Genomic DNA, 14956 nt, shown 5'->3' on the forward strand with positions numbered 1-14956 from the left:
CATGGATCCCACCGGATCGAAACAGAAATCGCTCTTTGATCCCAGCCATTCCAAGGGGGCACGCCGGGGGCCTGTAATTTTTCCAAAACTGACAGGCACGGAAAGATCCTGGTTTGCCCTCTATGTGCAGGTCAACCACGAAAAAGAAGTCGCAAAACGTCTGGAACAAAAATCGGTCGAATCTTTTCTACCCTTGCTGGAAACATGGAGCAAGAGGCAGGACCGGCGAAAAAAGATCCATACCCCCCTTTTTCCCGGCTACGTGTTTGTACATACGCTTCTGGATAATTATACCAACGTGCACATCCTGAAGACTCCCGGTGCTCTGAATATTCTCGGAAATTCCGATGGCCCCCTTCCCATCCCCGGCTATCAGATCGAAAATCTCCGGACGATGCTTGCGTCCAAAGAACCTTTGGACTTGCATCCTTACCTGAAAGAGGGAGACTGGGTTCGCGTGACTCGCGGGCATTTGACCGGATGCATCGGTCTCCTCCTTCGGCAGAACCCCAAGAAGGGAAGACTGGTGGTGAGTATAGATCTCATTCAAAAATCCGTCAGTGTTGAACTGGATATGGAGGACGTGGAGCCCATCCCAACTCCATCGGAAGGAACTGTCCACCCGTGAGGCTGAGAAATCCGCTTGATCCCTTCCCCTAAAAATGTTCTTTCGTGCCGGTTCATACCCGTTGAAAAAGATGAACCGTTACCTCACTACCCGGGTCCAATCCTTCCACATGGGCGGGGATAATGACATAGCCGTCTGACCGTGCGAGTGTGCTGATCATGGCGGACTTCCCGAAGACAGGAGTTGCGTGAATCTCTCCCTCCACCCTGGAGACGATCACTGGAACATAATCGGTTCGTCCATGTACCGAAGGCAGCCGGCGGTTCAAAACTGCACGGCATGTATTCCCATACTCCGCTCCGGGTTCAAGCGCGCTTTCCGCTCCTTGAAGGATCATGAGCGAAGGCAGGACAAAAGCCCTGCAGATCATCATGGCGGATACGGGCTGCCCGGGAAGCCCCCAGAAAAGTTTTTTCCCGATGCGTGCCAGAATGGTAGGCTTTCCCGGCCTTACTGCCACTCCATGCACCAGCAGCTCCGCTTCGGGGAAAAAATCCAGCACCCTGAGGGTAAAATCCCGCACTCCAACGGAGCTCCCACCGGACAAAACAACCACATCGTGGGTGTCCAGAGCTTTACGGCAGGCGGAGATAAGGGCATCCAGATCATCTTCCACCAAACTCTTGAATCCAACTTCGGCTCCTGCTTCCTGCACCTGCGCCGTTAAAGTAAATGTATTGATATCTCTTATTTTCCCCGCAGGCACAACCTCCGTTGAAACAGGTACAATCTCATCCCCCGTGGAAAGGATGGCCACCTTGGGACGGCGTCTCACAGAAACCGCCTGCATCCCTAAAGCGGCAAGAACGCCAATATCCTGGGGTCTCAGGTGCCAGCCCGCTCCGAACAGTTCTTCTCCCAGCCCGATGTCTTCCCCTTCTTTGAGCACATTGTCGCCCGGGGCCACGGGCTTTATGACCTCGATGGTCTTCTCATCCATGGGAATCGTATATTCCACCATGACCACCGAGTCTGCACCCGACGGCAGCATGCCCCCAGTGGGAATGGCAATGGCTTTTCCTTTTTCCGTGGTGGCTGAAACGGGTTTGCCCATGGACACTTCGTCTGTTATTTCGAGTAATGCAGGCAGGGATTCGGAGGCCCCAAATGTATCTCGAGCGCGAACGGCGTACCCGTCCATCGTTGCACGGGCAAAATGGGGTACGGGTTCTGGAGCGGAGACGGGAGTGGCCAGGATGCGGCCACAAGCCTGCTCCAACCGGACTGTCTCGGCTTCGAGAAAATCCAATGTTTTCAGTATGTCGAGAACTTCTTCCGCAGTTTTTACCTTGAGAAATTGAGACATTTTTTCCTCTGGCAGTGAGTTCTGAACAAGTCGATCATAAATCCATCGTCCGCGATCTGATTCCCCAAAACCTTTACATTACCAGGAAAGGGAAAACCAGATGCAAAGTTTCCACAGAGAGAATTCTCATGGAAAGGATTCTGCCAAAGGCGGGAGCAACACATTGACCGTAAATATCCCTTTATGAGAAGATGAATACAGTCCGCAATTCAATGATCACAGAATGGCGGCATCCAGCCTTTGAACATGTTTTCCATCAAAGTCCATGGAATGAGAGCAGCAAACAGCCTTTTCGCAGACAATGGAAGGATTCGACGTGGCAACTTTTAAACCCCACCCCAAGAAACTGGTTGTCAGATCCAAAATCTGGATTGAGGATGAAAACGGAGATGTGGTTTTCGGATCAGGACGTTTGCGCATTCTAAATGCCGTGGAAGAACATGGGTCCATCCTGGCGGCATCAAAACAGCTCAATATGAGCTATCGCGCAGTATGGGGAAAAATCAAGGCTACCGAAGAACGTCTGGGACAGCCTCTTCTCAGCAGAAAGGCGGGGGGTGCCCGGGGAGGCGGATCGGAACTCACCCCCCTGGGCAAGGCTCTCGTGGAACGGTTTCGGCAGCTTCAGAAGCTGACCGAAACCGCAGCTGACAACCTATTTCAGGATATCTTCATCGATGGGCTGGATTATAAGACTTTCTGAAAAGCCTCTTTAGCAACTTCACCCAGCATACCCAGGTTTTCCACAACGGCAATACCCGCTTCGCGCATGGCTTTCATCTTGCCCTGAGCGGTTCCGCTCGATCCGCTGATGATTGCTCCGGCGTGTCCCATGCGGCGTCCCGGAGGTGCCGTAGCGCCGGCGATGAAGCCGACAACGGGCTTGGTCACGTTCTTCTTGATGAAGTCGGCAGCTTCTTCCTCAGCGGAACCACCGATTTCACCCACCATGATGATGGCCTTGGTCTCCGGGTCAGCCTGAAAAGCGGCAAGACAGTCGATGAAGTTGGTACCGTTTACGGGGTCTCCACCGATACCGATACAGGTGCTCTGGCCAATGCCGAAACGCATGATCTGATGAACGGCTTCATAGGTCAGGGTTCCAGAACGGGAAACGATGCCCACAGGGCCCGGCTTGTGAATGGGGCCGGGCATGATGCCGATCTTGCACTGTCCGGGAGTGATGATGCCGGGGCAGTTGGGTCCGATGAGACGGCTCTTGGAACCCTTGAGGTAGTTTTTCACCTTCATCATGTCCATGACGGGGATTCCCTCGGTGATGGCGACGATCAGGGGAACTTCCGCGTCGATGGCTTCCAAAATGGCGTCCGCGCAAAATGGAGGCGGCACGAAAATCATGGCGGCATTGGCACCGGCATTCTTGACGGCATCCGCAACCGTGTTGAAAACGGGAATACCTTCTACATTCTGTCCGCCCTTGCCGGGAGTTACACCGGCTACGACGTTCGTACCATATGCTTTACACTGAAGGGTATGAAACTGTCCTTCACGACCAGTAATACCCTGAACTAACAGTCTAGTATTTCGATCCACCCAAACGCTCATGATTTCCCCCTTCTATGCTTTAGCTACTGCTGCAACTTTTTGGGCGGCATCTGCCAAATCACTTGCCACAGTAATCTTGAGTCCTGAATCACTGAGAATCTGTCGACCCTTCTCGACGTTGGTCCCTTCCATACGAACGATGATGGGAACCTTCACTTCCACTTTCTTGGCAGCCTCAACAACACCCTCAGCAAGGATGTCACAACGGAGGATACCACCGAAAATGTTGATGAGGACACCCTTCACATTCGGGTCGCTCAGGATGATGCGGAAACCATTCTCAACCTGCTCGGCACTCGCTCCACCACCTACATCCAGGAAGTTGGCGGGAGCTGCTCCTGCCAGTTGGATGACGTCCATCGTGGCCATGGCAAGACCGGCGCCATTGACCATGTTGCCGATGTTTCCGCCAGGGAGCTTGATGTAATTGAGGTTATACTTGGAAGCTTCAACTTCAAAAGGATCTTCTTCATCCAGGTCACGGTAAGCCTGAATGTCTTTGTGACGGAACATGGCATTGTCATCGAAGTTCACCTTTGCATCGAGGGCAATGACTCTCTTGTCGCTGGTGATGACGAGAGGATTGATTTCCACGAGCGAACAGTCGTAATCTACAAAAAGTTTGTAGAGCTTGGAGAGCATGGGAATGAAAGCTTTGACCACTTCCGGTTCCATGTTCAGCCCGTAAGCCACCTGACGCGCCTGGTATCCCTGAAGACCCAGGAGGGGATCCACGTAAACTTTGATGATTTTTTCAGGCGTCTTGGCGGCCACTTCCTCAATATCCATACCACCGGCTTCACTGGCCATGATCACGTTCTTGGCAGTGCCGCGGTCGGGAAGCATGCTCAAATAGAGTTCTTTTTCAATGGGAAGACCTTCTTCGATCAGAAGCTTCTTTACCAGTTTGCCTTCCGGGCCGGTCTGGTGGGTCACCAGGGTCATACCCAGAATCTGGCCGGCCAACTGATCCACTTCCGCTGCAGATTTGGCCAGCTTGACGCCGCCGCCTTTGCCGCGTCCACCTGCATGGATCTGGGCCTTGACAACTACCGGAAAGCTTCCCAATTCAGCGGCAATGGATTTGGCTTCATCAACACTGAAAGCCGCTTTGCCACGAGGAGTAGGGACTCCGTATTTTTGAAACAACTCTTTCGCTTGGTACTCGTGAATTTTCATAGTTCTCCTCACTATCCCCGAAACAACTTCATCCTGTGCAGTGCAGATCAGATCTCACCAACGAGAGCCATCAATCCCAAAAGCATCTGCTATTCGCTAATCCGAAATATTCCTAGATGAAACATCTCACAATGTCAAACGTTGTTTGCAGTGTTTTGGACAAAGGAGGAATCTCTACAGCTTGCACGTGTGTTCCGTTTGGTGTTATAGGGTATTGGGATTATGAGGGTTGGCTTGTTCTACGAAGATCGATACGACAGGAATATTTTTTTTGGAGGGAAAGCTCCAAATGAAAATTCTTCCGCGAATAAGAGAGGGTTCGGTACACCGTAAACCTCATCCAAATAAACGAACGACATATGCTTTGTTGCAAAATGTCACGCTGCAGGCCATTGAATGGAGTAAAATATGGAATTCGAACCGGTCATTGGATTGGAAATCCACGCTCAGCTTCTCACAAAAAGTAAGATTTTTTGCGGTTGCTCCACTGCTTTTGGAGCGAGCCCCAACACACATACCTGCCCCGTCTGTCTGGCCATGCCGGGAGTCCTGCCCGTACTCAATCGCGACGTGGTCGAATTCACCATCAAAATGGCGCTGGCCACCCACTGCGCCATCGCACCTTATAGCCAGTTTGCCCGTAAAAACTACTTCTACCCGGATCTTCCCAAAGGCTACCAGATTTCCCAGTATGAACTGCCCCTCGCCGTCAACGGCTGGGTCGAGATAGAGACGGAAAAGGGTCCGAAACGCATCAGAATTCACCGCATCCACATGGAAGAAGATGCGGGCAAACTCATTCACGATGAGTTCCAGCCCATAAGTTACGTCGATCTCAACCGCACGGGGGTCCCGCTCATAGAAATCGTCAGTGAACCGGATATCGCCTCCTCGGAAGAGGCTGCCGCCTACCTGAAAACGATCAGGGAAATCCTGAGATACCTTGAAATCTGCGATGGAAACATGGAGGAAGGAAGTTTCCGGTGCGACGCCAACATTTCCCTTCGACCCATCGGCACGCAGACGCTCGGAGTCAAGACGGAACTCAAGAACATGAACTCCTTTAGAAATGTACAGAGAGCCCTCGATTTCGAAATCAGAAGGCAGAGAGCCCTTCTCGAGCGAAACGAACCCGTGGTGCAGGAGACACGGCTCTGGGATGCAGGGCGAAACGTAACCCAGAGCATGCGGAGCAAGGAAGAGGCTCATGATTACCGATATTTTCCGGATCCCGATCTGGTGCCCGTTGTGGTGGACGAAAATTGGGTAGAATCCGTGAGGGCGGTTTTGCCGGAACTGCCTGATGCAAAGCGGGAACGGTTTATTGCTGAATACAATCTCCCTCTCTATGACGCACAGGTTCTCACGTCGTCCAAAGCCCTGGCGACCTATTTTGAAACGGTTGTCAAAGCGTTCCCGCAGCCCAAAGCGGTCAGCAACTGGATGATGTCTGAACTCTTGAAACAATTGAAGCGGGATGACCGGGAGATTGAGGTGTGCCCGGTACCTCCGGAAAATCTTGCAGAGCTCCTGCAATTGCTCGATACGGGCATCATCAGCGGAAAGATCGCCAAGACCGTCTTCGAAGAAATGTACAGTTCCGGAAAACAGGCCAAAACCATTGTGGAGGAAAAGGGCCTTACACAGATGAAAGACGAGGGGACCATTGAATCCACCATCGACGAGGTCCTCGCGGAAAATCCCAAGGAAGTGGAACTCTACCGCAGCGGCAAGGAAAAGCTGTTCGGTTTCTTTGTGGGACAGGTCATGAGAAAGACCAAAGGCAAAGCCAATCCACAGCTGGTAAACGATATCCTGCGCAGCAAGCTGGGAAACTGATGGATATGGGATGCGGGAAATCGGAACCGTATATTCACGTTTGATCGAATCAGAAGCCAGGAGGCAATTTAGAATGTTTGAAAAGTGTTTACCTCCCATTTATTGGGATGGAGATGCGGTAGCGATTCTGGATCAGCGGGTGCTGCCCCATCAGGAAAAAATTCTGCTCTGCACGAAACCGCAACAAGTGGTCACGGCCATCAAGAACATGTCCATACGTGGAGCACCGGCCGTGGGTGTTGCGGGCGCCATGGCCCTGGCCCTCGGAGCATACCATATCCAGGCGGCGGATACTCGGACCTTCAAGCGCAAGTTTGTTCGCCTTTGCGAACAGGTAAAAAACGCCCGCCCCACGGGAAACAACTTGAGCTGGGCCGTGGAAAAGGTTTACTCGGTGATCCAGGGAAACCCCGACGCAGAGGTCCCTGAACTGCAGGAACTCATCCGCAGGAAGGCAGACGAAATCCTTGCACAGGATGTGCAGGACAACCTGGCCATCGGTAAATGGGGAAAAGAAATCATTCCCCGTGGCGCAAAGATTCTCACCTACTGCAATGCCGGCGCCTTGGCGACCGCCGACTACGGGACGGCGGTAGGAGTCATTCGTGCTGCCTATGCCGAAGATCCCACCATCGAAGTCTATGCCTGTGAGACCCGTCCCTTCCTCCAAGGGGCCCGACTGACCGCATACGAACTCCAGTGCGCACGGATTCCCGTGACTTTGATTACGGACAATTCCGTGGGAAGTCTCATGCAGGCAAATGGAGTGGACGTGGTGGTGGTCGGAGCCGACCGCATTGCAGCCAACGGGGATACCGCCAACAAGATCGGCACCTATACCGTGGCCGTTCTGGCCCACACACACAATGTTCCTTTCTATGTTGCCGCTCCGCGTTCCACCATTGATCCGACGATCCCCGATGGTTCGGCGATCCCCATAGAACAGCGGGATCCCCGCGAAGTGACCCACTTCTTTGGGCGTCCCATAGCGCCCAAAGAGGTCAAGGCATTGAACCCGGCTTTTGATGTGACTCCCAACAAGTACATCCATGGAATCATTACCGAAGTCGGTATCTTAAGGAAGCCCTTCAAGCAGTCCATTCGCAAAGCCCTGCAGGAGTCGTGAAGAAAAAAAGAGGGGGATTGTCAGGCAGCATCCAAGCACCTCGGGATCTGTAGGGAGTGAATCGCTCTCGAACTCCCATTCACCAGAGAGACACAGAGAACACAGAGGAATTCCATAAGAATTCCAGAATCTTCTCTGTACCCTCCGTGTCTCCGTGGTGAATAACGGGATATTGGAATCCGCCAACTCCCTTACAGTTTTACCGTCAGAACAAAAGCTTCAAGACATCCTGCAAAGACTTCACCCCCATGCATTCGATTTCCAGCTCCTGAGACAATCTTTCCGCATTGCTTTTGGGTACCAGACACTTGGAAAACCCCAGTTTTTGAGCCTCCAACGCTCTCAGTGCGCTGTGTCCCACCCCCCGAACTTCTCCCGCCAGCCCGACCTCACCCCATACCACCAACTCCGAAGGCAAAGGCCGATCCAGATAGGTGCTCATGAGAGCCGTCGTCATGGCAAGGTCCGAAGCGGGTTCCAACAGGCGTACCCCTCCCGCCACATTCACGAAAACATCCTGCTGAGTAAAATTGAGGCCGAGCTTTTTTTCCAGAACGGCCAGAAGCAATGATAGACGATTGCTGTCCACCCCCATGCTCGTACGGCGCGGCTGCAACCAACCGGTAGCACTCACCAACGCCTGGAGCTCCACGAGCAGAGGGCGGGTTCCTTCTACCGAACAAGCGACAACAGAACCGGAAACCCCTGTGGGACGTTCCGCCAAAAGCAGCTTGGAGGGATTGGGAACTTCCTCCAGTCCCACTTCCTTCATTTCAAAAACACCCACTTCATTGGTGGAGCCGTACCGGTTTTTCACGGCGCGCAGAAGCCGGAAAGTATGCGTGCGATCGCCCTCCAGGTAAAGCACTGTATCTACAAGATGTTCCAGGGCTCTCGGCCCCGCGATGGAACCCTCCTTTGTCACGTGTCCGACAACGAAGATACTGACGCGGCTTTCCTTGGCTGCTCGCATCAACCGCGCAGCACATTCTCTCACCTGGCTCACGGAACCCGGAGCCACATCCAGGGCACGCGTGTGCACGGTCTGTATAGAGTCGATCACCAGTATGTCTGGAGTCCTCTTTCCCACAGCATCGAGAACCGCCTCCAGCAGAGTTTCCGAATACACATAGAGACTGGGCGATTCGACTCCCAGGCGCATTGCCCTTACCTTCAACTGCTGAGGGCTTTCTTCTCCGGAAACATAGAGTACCTGCTTTTCTTCAGAAAGACGTGCAAGAACCTGCAACAACAGGGTCGACTTTCCGATTCCGGGATCCCCAGCCACAAGAACGAGTGATCCCGGAATCAATCCCCCCCCCAGCACCCGGTCCCATTCGCCTATGCCGGAAAGAATACGGGCTTCCGTTTCTGACGGAATATCTATCAATGCGACTGGACAATTCTGTGAGCTCCCACCGACAATGTCCTTGCCGGTCTTCCTGAAGGCAATCTCTTCCACCAAACTTTCCCAACTTCTGCATTCGGGACAGCGCCCGAGCCACTTGGGACTCACATATCCACATTGTTGACATCGATAGATTGTCTTCTGATCGGCCATATCACCCTCTTAATGAAGGATTGGATGTGAAGCTTCGATATAACATTTACAGGGAACGAATCATTACATAGCGCTTGCGGAGAAAAATGTCATCACCCTCCACTCTGGGAAATGCTATTAAGACTTTCCCCCCCCTTCACCTCTATTCACAAACGGCTCCAGCCATCCGCCCCTTTACCGCAAAAGCTCCTCACGCTTTCCGCAAGGAAAGCCAAGCCTTCGATTATGCTCGCACGCACGGGTCGCTACAATTCGTTACAGGCCCATTGTTCGATTGACAAACTCGAAAAGATTGGTTTATATTCCGACCCTGAGCATTCAGAAACAGCATAGCTATCAGTGGGATGATGTTAAAATCAGGTAATTCTCTTAGCAGAGAGGAGTTTTTCTAATGGCTGGAAAAAATATCATTGAAATCAGTGACAATAATTTCGAACAGGAAGTCCTGAAATCTGATTTGCCTGTGCTGGTGGATTTCTGGGCTCCGTGGTGCGGTCCCTGCCGGGCTATCGCTCCCGTTGTCGAAGAGCTCTCGGGGGAATATGAAGGCAAACTGAAAGTTGCCAAATGCAACGTTGATGATAATCCCAAGACGCCTTCCAAGTACGGCATTCGCGCTATTCCTACTCTCATTATCTTCAAAGGCGGAAACGTGAGCGAGCAGATCACGGGCGCTGTAGCAAAATCCCAAATTATGGCTGCCATCGATAAGGCAGTCGCTTAAGAATGTTCTGCATAGGGTCTTATGGAGTGCGTCATTGTGGAGCCCCAGCCCTATCCTTCAATCTTCCTTCTCGACAGTGCTGACGAGCCATGTTTAAGATGGAGTAATTTAAAAGGAGGGCCGGCAAGGCTAACAGGCTGGCCTGCCCACAACTCTGCCTCACATCACCCCCCCCTTTCGGGCGCGGGAGCCAGGAAGGTATCTCCGGCGTCGATGAAGGCCAGGCGCGATGATGGGATAGTTGCTTTTGGGGAGAAAGCCCTCCAACCCATTTGATAACCTCGACGACCTCATTGCATTCAGGCTGTTGACAATAAGCCTGATCCCGCCCCATGCCCCTGTCTTGGATAAGACCGTTAGAGCAGGAGAAAAAGGCTGCGGATTCCTTTTAAATGGTTTTTCGTGGCACGCAATTGGGCGCTTGTGGTCATAGATAGAGTCCGGTGCACCTGAGTTTACGCAACGTCTTCCATCTAGGGAGGCTCCAGGTTTTTCTTAAACCGATTTCAAGAAAGGTAACCCCTTTGATCTTATGTCAGCCAAAGGGAACGGCTTTTGCCAAAATCCATGTCCTACGGCGTACAATGAGCCTGATGGCACATCGGTATTTTGGAGGCCGAAGCCTGGAGATCGGAGTGCACTTCAGTTATGCAGAATTGTTTTTTTGAGGAAATTACATGTCTTTTCCGTTTATTAAATTGAAGATATTCTTTCATCACCTTCCACATTTTTTCCTTTTTTTCCTGCTTCTCCTCTGCACCGGTTGCGGCACATCCCTCACCAATTATTATTTTGGAGACCTCTTTGGCAAGAGCAAGTCGTCGACCATCGAAAGGAGCGCAGAGCAGCTTGCTTTGGATGGCATGCAGCAGATGAGAGACAAAGACTACGATGACGCTCTCAAGTCTTTCCAGCAATTGAAGGAACACTATCCATACAGTAAATATGCCATCCTTGCAGAACTCAAATTGGGTGATGCTCACTTCTATAATAAAGACTATAGCAATGCGGCCCTCGCTTACGAAGAGTTCGCAAGGCTTCACCCTCGAAATGAAGTCATTCCGTATGTGCTCTACCAGATCGGAATGTGTCATTTCCTCTCCTTCAGCACTGTAGATCGAGATCAGGAAGAAACGCGCCTGGCCATGGAGGCCTTCCAAAAACTCATTCAGACGCATCCTCAATCGGAATATGCTCAGAGAGGCAAAAAACAGCTCTTTGAATGTCAGAAACGTATTGTGGCACACGAATTTCAGGTGGGGCAATTTTATTTTCGCCTGGAACAATATGCTTCTGCCAAGGTACGTTTAGACATGATCAAGGATACATATCCCGAAGCCGTCAAAGATTTGGGCTATCAGGACGAAATCGACCAGATGCTGGCCAAGTGCGCAACAGAGGTTGTGAAGGAGAAAAAGAAACCCAGTATTTGGACTCGCATAGGATTTTGAATGCATTCCAGTTGAGAGACCTATTTTGGGGGGGCAACTGGGAAAGGCGGAAACCGCAACAATATGCTGAGAGATGGCTTCAAAAAAGCGAGCCCTCTTTCAAGCCCTTCGGTTCAAGGAGATGCCAGCCCTCCCCGCGAGGGGTATAATTTTGTGAAAGTTGATCATATCGTTTCAATCAATATTGAGGATTGGTCATAAAATTGATTCAACCCGATTGATTGGAAACCAAGCAAAAACGGAGCACGCAGACCTACCTTTTGAAGCGACCTCACGACAGACCAGGTGAAGAAACAATTAGAGATCACCCATTGAGCCAAGTCCCACTGTTCGGCCAACACCACTTCCCTGAAATCCGAAAGCTTCTTAAGTAGTGGAAACAGAGCAAGCTTCTTGCCGGCCTCCACCAATCGCCGGCTATCGAAACAGGAATCTCTCATGCGATGGGAATCCATGTCCCAACCGAAATCGAAGAAAATTATGTAGAAAGTTGCACAAGTAAACCACGGATAAACGGAGAAAAGCAATCATGACCGAGCCAAACCAAGAGACGAACGATGCACCGGAGAAAGAGACTGCGGAACGGGAACCCCGGGATCAGCAGCGCAATGAAATGAATCTGGTGGAACTCAAGAGCAAGAACATCAGGGAACTCATGAGCATTGCCAGGGGCTTCAATATTGAAGGAGCCAGTTCCATGCGAAAGCAGGAACTCATCTTTGCACTTCTACAGGCCCAGGCACAAATGAGCGGGCTCATTTACGGTGAAGGAGTCCTGGAAATCCTGCCCGACGGCTTTGGTTTCCTGAGAAGCCAGAACTACAACTACCTCCCAGGCCCGGATGACATCTATGTATCCCCTTCCCAGATCCGCCGTTTCAGTCTTCGAACCGGCGACAGCATTTCCGGTCAGATCAGACCGCCCAAAGACAACGAACGTTATTTTGCCCTTTTGAAGGTTGAATCCGTCAATTTTGAAGACCCGGATGTCGCCCGAGACAAGATTCTTTTTGACAACCTCACTCCCCTCTATCCGGACAGGAGGGTCCGGCTGGAAACGGTATCGGATAACCTGTCCACGCGAGTCATGGACCTGCTCACGCCCATCGGATTCGGACAGCGCGGCCTCATCGTGGCTCAGCCCCGTACAGGCAAGACTACACTGCTTCAAAATATTGCCAATGCCATAACCATCAACCACCGGGATGCCTATCTGATCGTTTTGCTCATCGATGAACGTCCGGAAGAAGTCACGGACATGCAGCGCAACGTTCGTGCCGAAGTGGTGAGTTCCACCTTTGATGAACCCCCACAGCGCCATGTTCAAGTGGCGGAAATGGTCATCGAAAAGGCCAAACGTCTCGTGGAGCACAAACGCGATGTCGTGATTCTACTCGACAGTATCACGCGCCTTGCCCGGGCCTACAATACGGTAGTCCCCCCGAGCGGCAAGATTCTCTCGGGCGGTTTGGATTCCAACGCATTGCATCGCCCCAAACGGTTCTTCGGAGCGGCGCGTAATGTCGAACAGGGAGGCAGCCTCACCATTATCGCCACAGCCTTGACGGACACCGGAAGCCGAATGGACGATGTGATCTTCGAAGAATTCAAGGGCACCGGCAACATGGAAATCGTGCTGGATCGCAAGCTCGCCGACCGCCGCATCTTCCCCGCCATCGACATCAACAAATCCGGCACCCGAAAAGAAGAATTGCTGCTCGATCCTGAAGATCTCAATCGCATCTGGATTCTGAGAAAGCTGCTTTCGCCCCTGAACCCTATCGACGCCATGGAATTTCTCCTGGATAAGATGCAGGGCAGCAAAGACAATACGGATTTCCTGGCTTCCATGAATCGATAACCCTTGCAATCCTTGGAATATCGGAAAGAACACCTTATATTTTCAAAGCAGTGTGAAAGCTATCGCCCTCAGCTGCAAAAGCTGTGGGAAACATTCCTTCGGAGTGTATCGACTCAAAGAGAGCGAAGCCGTCTAAAACTGCTTGAAAGTAATTCGAATAAGTCTATAATGAAAAATTTGCGAAGGCTTACCATCACCAATGAGGAGGAAAACAATCCAATGAAAGAGAACATTCACCCCACTTATCACCAGACAGTCATTCGGTGTGCTTGCGGAAATGAAATTCCCACAGGTTCTACCAAAGAAGATATCCGCGTGGAAATTTGTTCCAAATGCCATCCCTTTTACACAGGCAAGCAAAAACTCGTGGATTCGGCAGGCCGCATTGAACGCTTCCGCAAGAAATACGAAAAATTCCAAAACAAAGAGACCCAGGAATAGTCTGTTTTTCAGTCGTCTTTTCTGGCATTCCCTTTAACGAGAATCAATACGCACTTCATGCAGTTCATGCCTCGCCTTTCCCCTCGCATCGGGGGGGAGGAGCGACGCAGGAAGCGACTTTCTTTTCCGGGAAAGCATTCACCCGGGATTTTGAACTGAAAGACCCTTCGCGAGCTTGGCAACAACACAACAGGCAAGATGGATATGTTTGATCGTTTGGAAAGTGTCGCAGAAAGATTCCGGAAACTGGAATCGGACCTCAGCAATCCTGACCTTTTGGCTAACCAGAAGGAATATCAGAAGATTGTCAAGGAACACTCTGAAATTTCCCCCATCGTGGAGGGTTATCAGCGTTACAAGGATATCAGGCAGCAGATCCAGGAGAGCCAGGAATTGCTGGAGCAGGAAGACGATTCCGAGATGAGGGAGCTCATTCGAGACGAGATCGTTCAGCTGAAAAAAGAGCTGGAAACGACCGAACAGCAGCTCAAATTCATGCTCGCTCCCAAGGATCCCAATGACGATAAGAACGTCATCCTCGAAATTCGCGCAGGAACAGGTGGTGAGGAAGCGGCCCTCTTTGTTGCCGATCTCTTCCGTATGTACTCCCGCTACGCGGAAATGCGCGGATGGAAAGTGGATATCATGGATTCCCATCCCACGGGAATCGGTGGATTCAAGGAAATTACCGCGGCTATCAACGGCAAAGGGGCATTCAGTCGATTGAAATATGAGAGAGGAGTGCACCGGGTGCAACGGGTGCCCGCTACGGAGAGCCAGGGAAGAATCCACACCTCTGCAGTGACGGTTGCCGTATTGCCGGAAGCGGAAGAGGTCGACGTCTTCATTGACCCCAATGAAATTCGTGTGGATGTTTTCCGTTCGTCAGGGCCGGGCGGACAGAGCGTCAACACCACAGACTCCGCGATTCGCATCACTCACCTTCCCACAGGGCTGGTGGTGACGTGTCAGGACGAAAAATCGCAGCACAAGAACAAAGCCAAGGCGTTGAAGGTGCTTCGAGCCAGGCTTTTGGACCAGATGCAAAGCGAACAGGACGCCAAGATCGCGCAGGAAAGAAAGAGCCAGGTGGGATCGGGGGATCGTAGCGAACGGATTAGAACCTACAATTTCCCACAAAACCGTGTGACCGACCACCGGATCAATCTTACGCTCTACAAGCTGGAAAGTGTCATGGGGGGAATGATCGATGAAGTCATCGATCCTTTGATCACATACTTTCAATCGGAGGCTCTTAAAAGTGAGGAGTAGGG

The 14956-nt window shown here is 51.6% G+C and carries 13 protein-coding genes; 9 read left to right on the plus strand and 4 right to left on the minus strand.

Going from position 1 to position 14956, the window contains the following annotated elements; all coding sequences use genetic code 11:
• Position 1: 1 nt before the first annotated feature.
• On the plus strand, positions 2-628 hold the full coding sequence (gene nusG / locus QMG16_RS07940) for a transcription termination/antitermination protein NusG (RefSeq protein ID WP_281793432.1): 627 nt from the start codon (positions 2-4) through the stop codon (positions 626-628).
• Between the two features lie 52 nt (positions 629-680).
• On the opposite strand, the gene QMG16_RS07945 is transcribed toward nusG, so the two are convergent.
• Positions 681-1934 carry a molybdopterin molybdotransferase MoeA gene (locus tag QMG16_RS07945; protein ID WP_281793433.1) on the minus strand — a complete coding sequence of 418 codons (1254 nt, stop codon included), beginning with the start codon at positions 1932-1934 and terminating at the stop codon, positions 681-683.
• A 316-nt stretch (positions 1935-2250) separates the two neighbouring features.
• Between QMG16_RS07945 and QMG16_RS07950 the strand changes: the two genes are divergently transcribed.
• Positions 2251-2637, plus strand: a complete 387-nt coding sequence (locus QMG16_RS07950; RefSeq protein WP_281793434.1) for a winged helix-turn-helix domain-containing protein — start codon at positions 2251-2253, stop codon at positions 2635-2637.
• Here the strand turns inward: QMG16_RS07950 and sucD are convergent.
• Together sucD and sucC are read right to left on the minus strand one after the other, a co-directional pair.
• On the minus strand, positions 2622-3500 hold the full coding sequence (gene sucD, locus QMG16_RS07955; RefSeq protein ID WP_281793435.1) for a succinate--CoA ligase subunit alpha: 879 nt from the start codon (positions 3498-3500) through the stop codon (positions 2622-2624). The two genes, QMG16_RS07950 and sucD, sit on opposite strands and share 16 nt — an antisense overlap.
• 12 nt (positions 3501-3512) lie before the next feature.
• Positions 3513-4679 (minus strand): ADP-forming succinate--CoA ligase subunit beta, encoded by a 1167-nt coding sequence (gene sucC, locus QMG16_RS07960; protein WP_281793436.1) that lies wholly within the window; start codon positions 4677-4679, stop codon positions 3513-3515.
• A 408-nt stretch (positions 4680-5087) separates the two neighbouring features.
• Here sucC and gatB point away from each other — a divergent pair, with 408 nt between their 5' ends.
• A complete protein-coding gene (gene gatB, locus QMG16_RS07965) occupies positions 5088-6518 on the plus strand; it encodes an Asp-tRNA(Asn)/Glu-tRNA(Gln) amidotransferase subunit GatB (RefSeq protein ID WP_281793437.1) in 1431 nt (476 codons plus the stop codon).
• A gap of 73 nt (positions 6519-6591) precedes the next feature.
• Complete coding sequence (mtnA, locus tag QMG16_RS07970) at positions 6592-7644, plus strand: S-methyl-5-thioribose-1-phosphate isomerase (protein WP_281793438.1); 1053 nt, start codon at positions 6592-6594, stop codon at positions 7642-7644.
• 205 nt (positions 7645-7849) lie between these two features.
• On the opposite strand, the gene radA is transcribed toward mtnA, so the two are convergent.
• Positions 7850-9205: a DNA repair protein RadA gene (gene radA, locus QMG16_RS07975; RefSeq protein ID WP_281793439.1), complete on the minus strand. Its 1356-nt coding sequence runs from the start codon at positions 9203-9205 to the stop codon at positions 7850-7852.
• A 391-nt stretch (positions 9206-9596) separates the two neighbouring features.
• Between radA and trxA the strand changes: the two genes are divergently transcribed.
• From trxA to prfA, 5 genes are all read left to right on the plus strand, one after another.
• Positions 9597-9929: a thioredoxin gene (trxA, locus tag QMG16_RS07980; RefSeq protein ID WP_281793440.1), complete on the plus strand. Its 333-nt coding sequence runs from the start codon at positions 9597-9599 to the stop codon at positions 9927-9929.
• A gap of 677 nt (positions 9930-10606) precedes the next feature.
• Positions 10607-11380 carry an outer membrane protein assembly factor BamD gene (gene bamD, locus QMG16_RS07985; protein ID WP_281793441.1) on the plus strand — a complete coding sequence of 258 codons (774 nt, stop codon included), beginning with the start codon at positions 10607-10609 and terminating at the stop codon, positions 11378-11380.
• Between the two features lie 613 nt (positions 11381-11993).
• The gene (rho, locus tag QMG16_RS07990) at positions 11994-13241 is read left to right on the plus strand and encodes a transcription termination factor Rho (protein ID WP_281797064.1); all 1248 of its coding nucleotides are present in this window, start codon (positions 11994-11996) and stop codon (positions 13239-13241) included.
• 219 nt (positions 13242-13460) lie between these two features.
• Positions 13461-13682 (plus strand): 50S ribosomal protein L31, encoded by a 222-nt coding sequence (rpmE, locus tag QMG16_RS07995; RefSeq protein WP_281793442.1) that lies wholly within the window; start codon positions 13461-13463, stop codon positions 13680-13682.
• Between the two features lie 204 nt (positions 13683-13886).
• Positions 13887-14954 carry a peptide chain release factor 1 gene (gene prfA, locus QMG16_RS08000; protein ID WP_281793443.1) on the plus strand — a complete coding sequence of 356 codons (1068 nt, stop codon included), beginning with the start codon at positions 13887-13889 and terminating at the stop codon, positions 14952-14954.
• Positions 14955-14956: the final 2 nt, after the last annotated feature.

It is taken from the genome of Desulforhabdus amnigena (assembly GCF_027925305.1).
Classification (GTDB): Bacteria; Desulfobacterota; Syntrophobacteria; order Syntrophobacterales; family Syntrophobacteraceae; genus Desulforhabdus; species Desulforhabdus amnigena.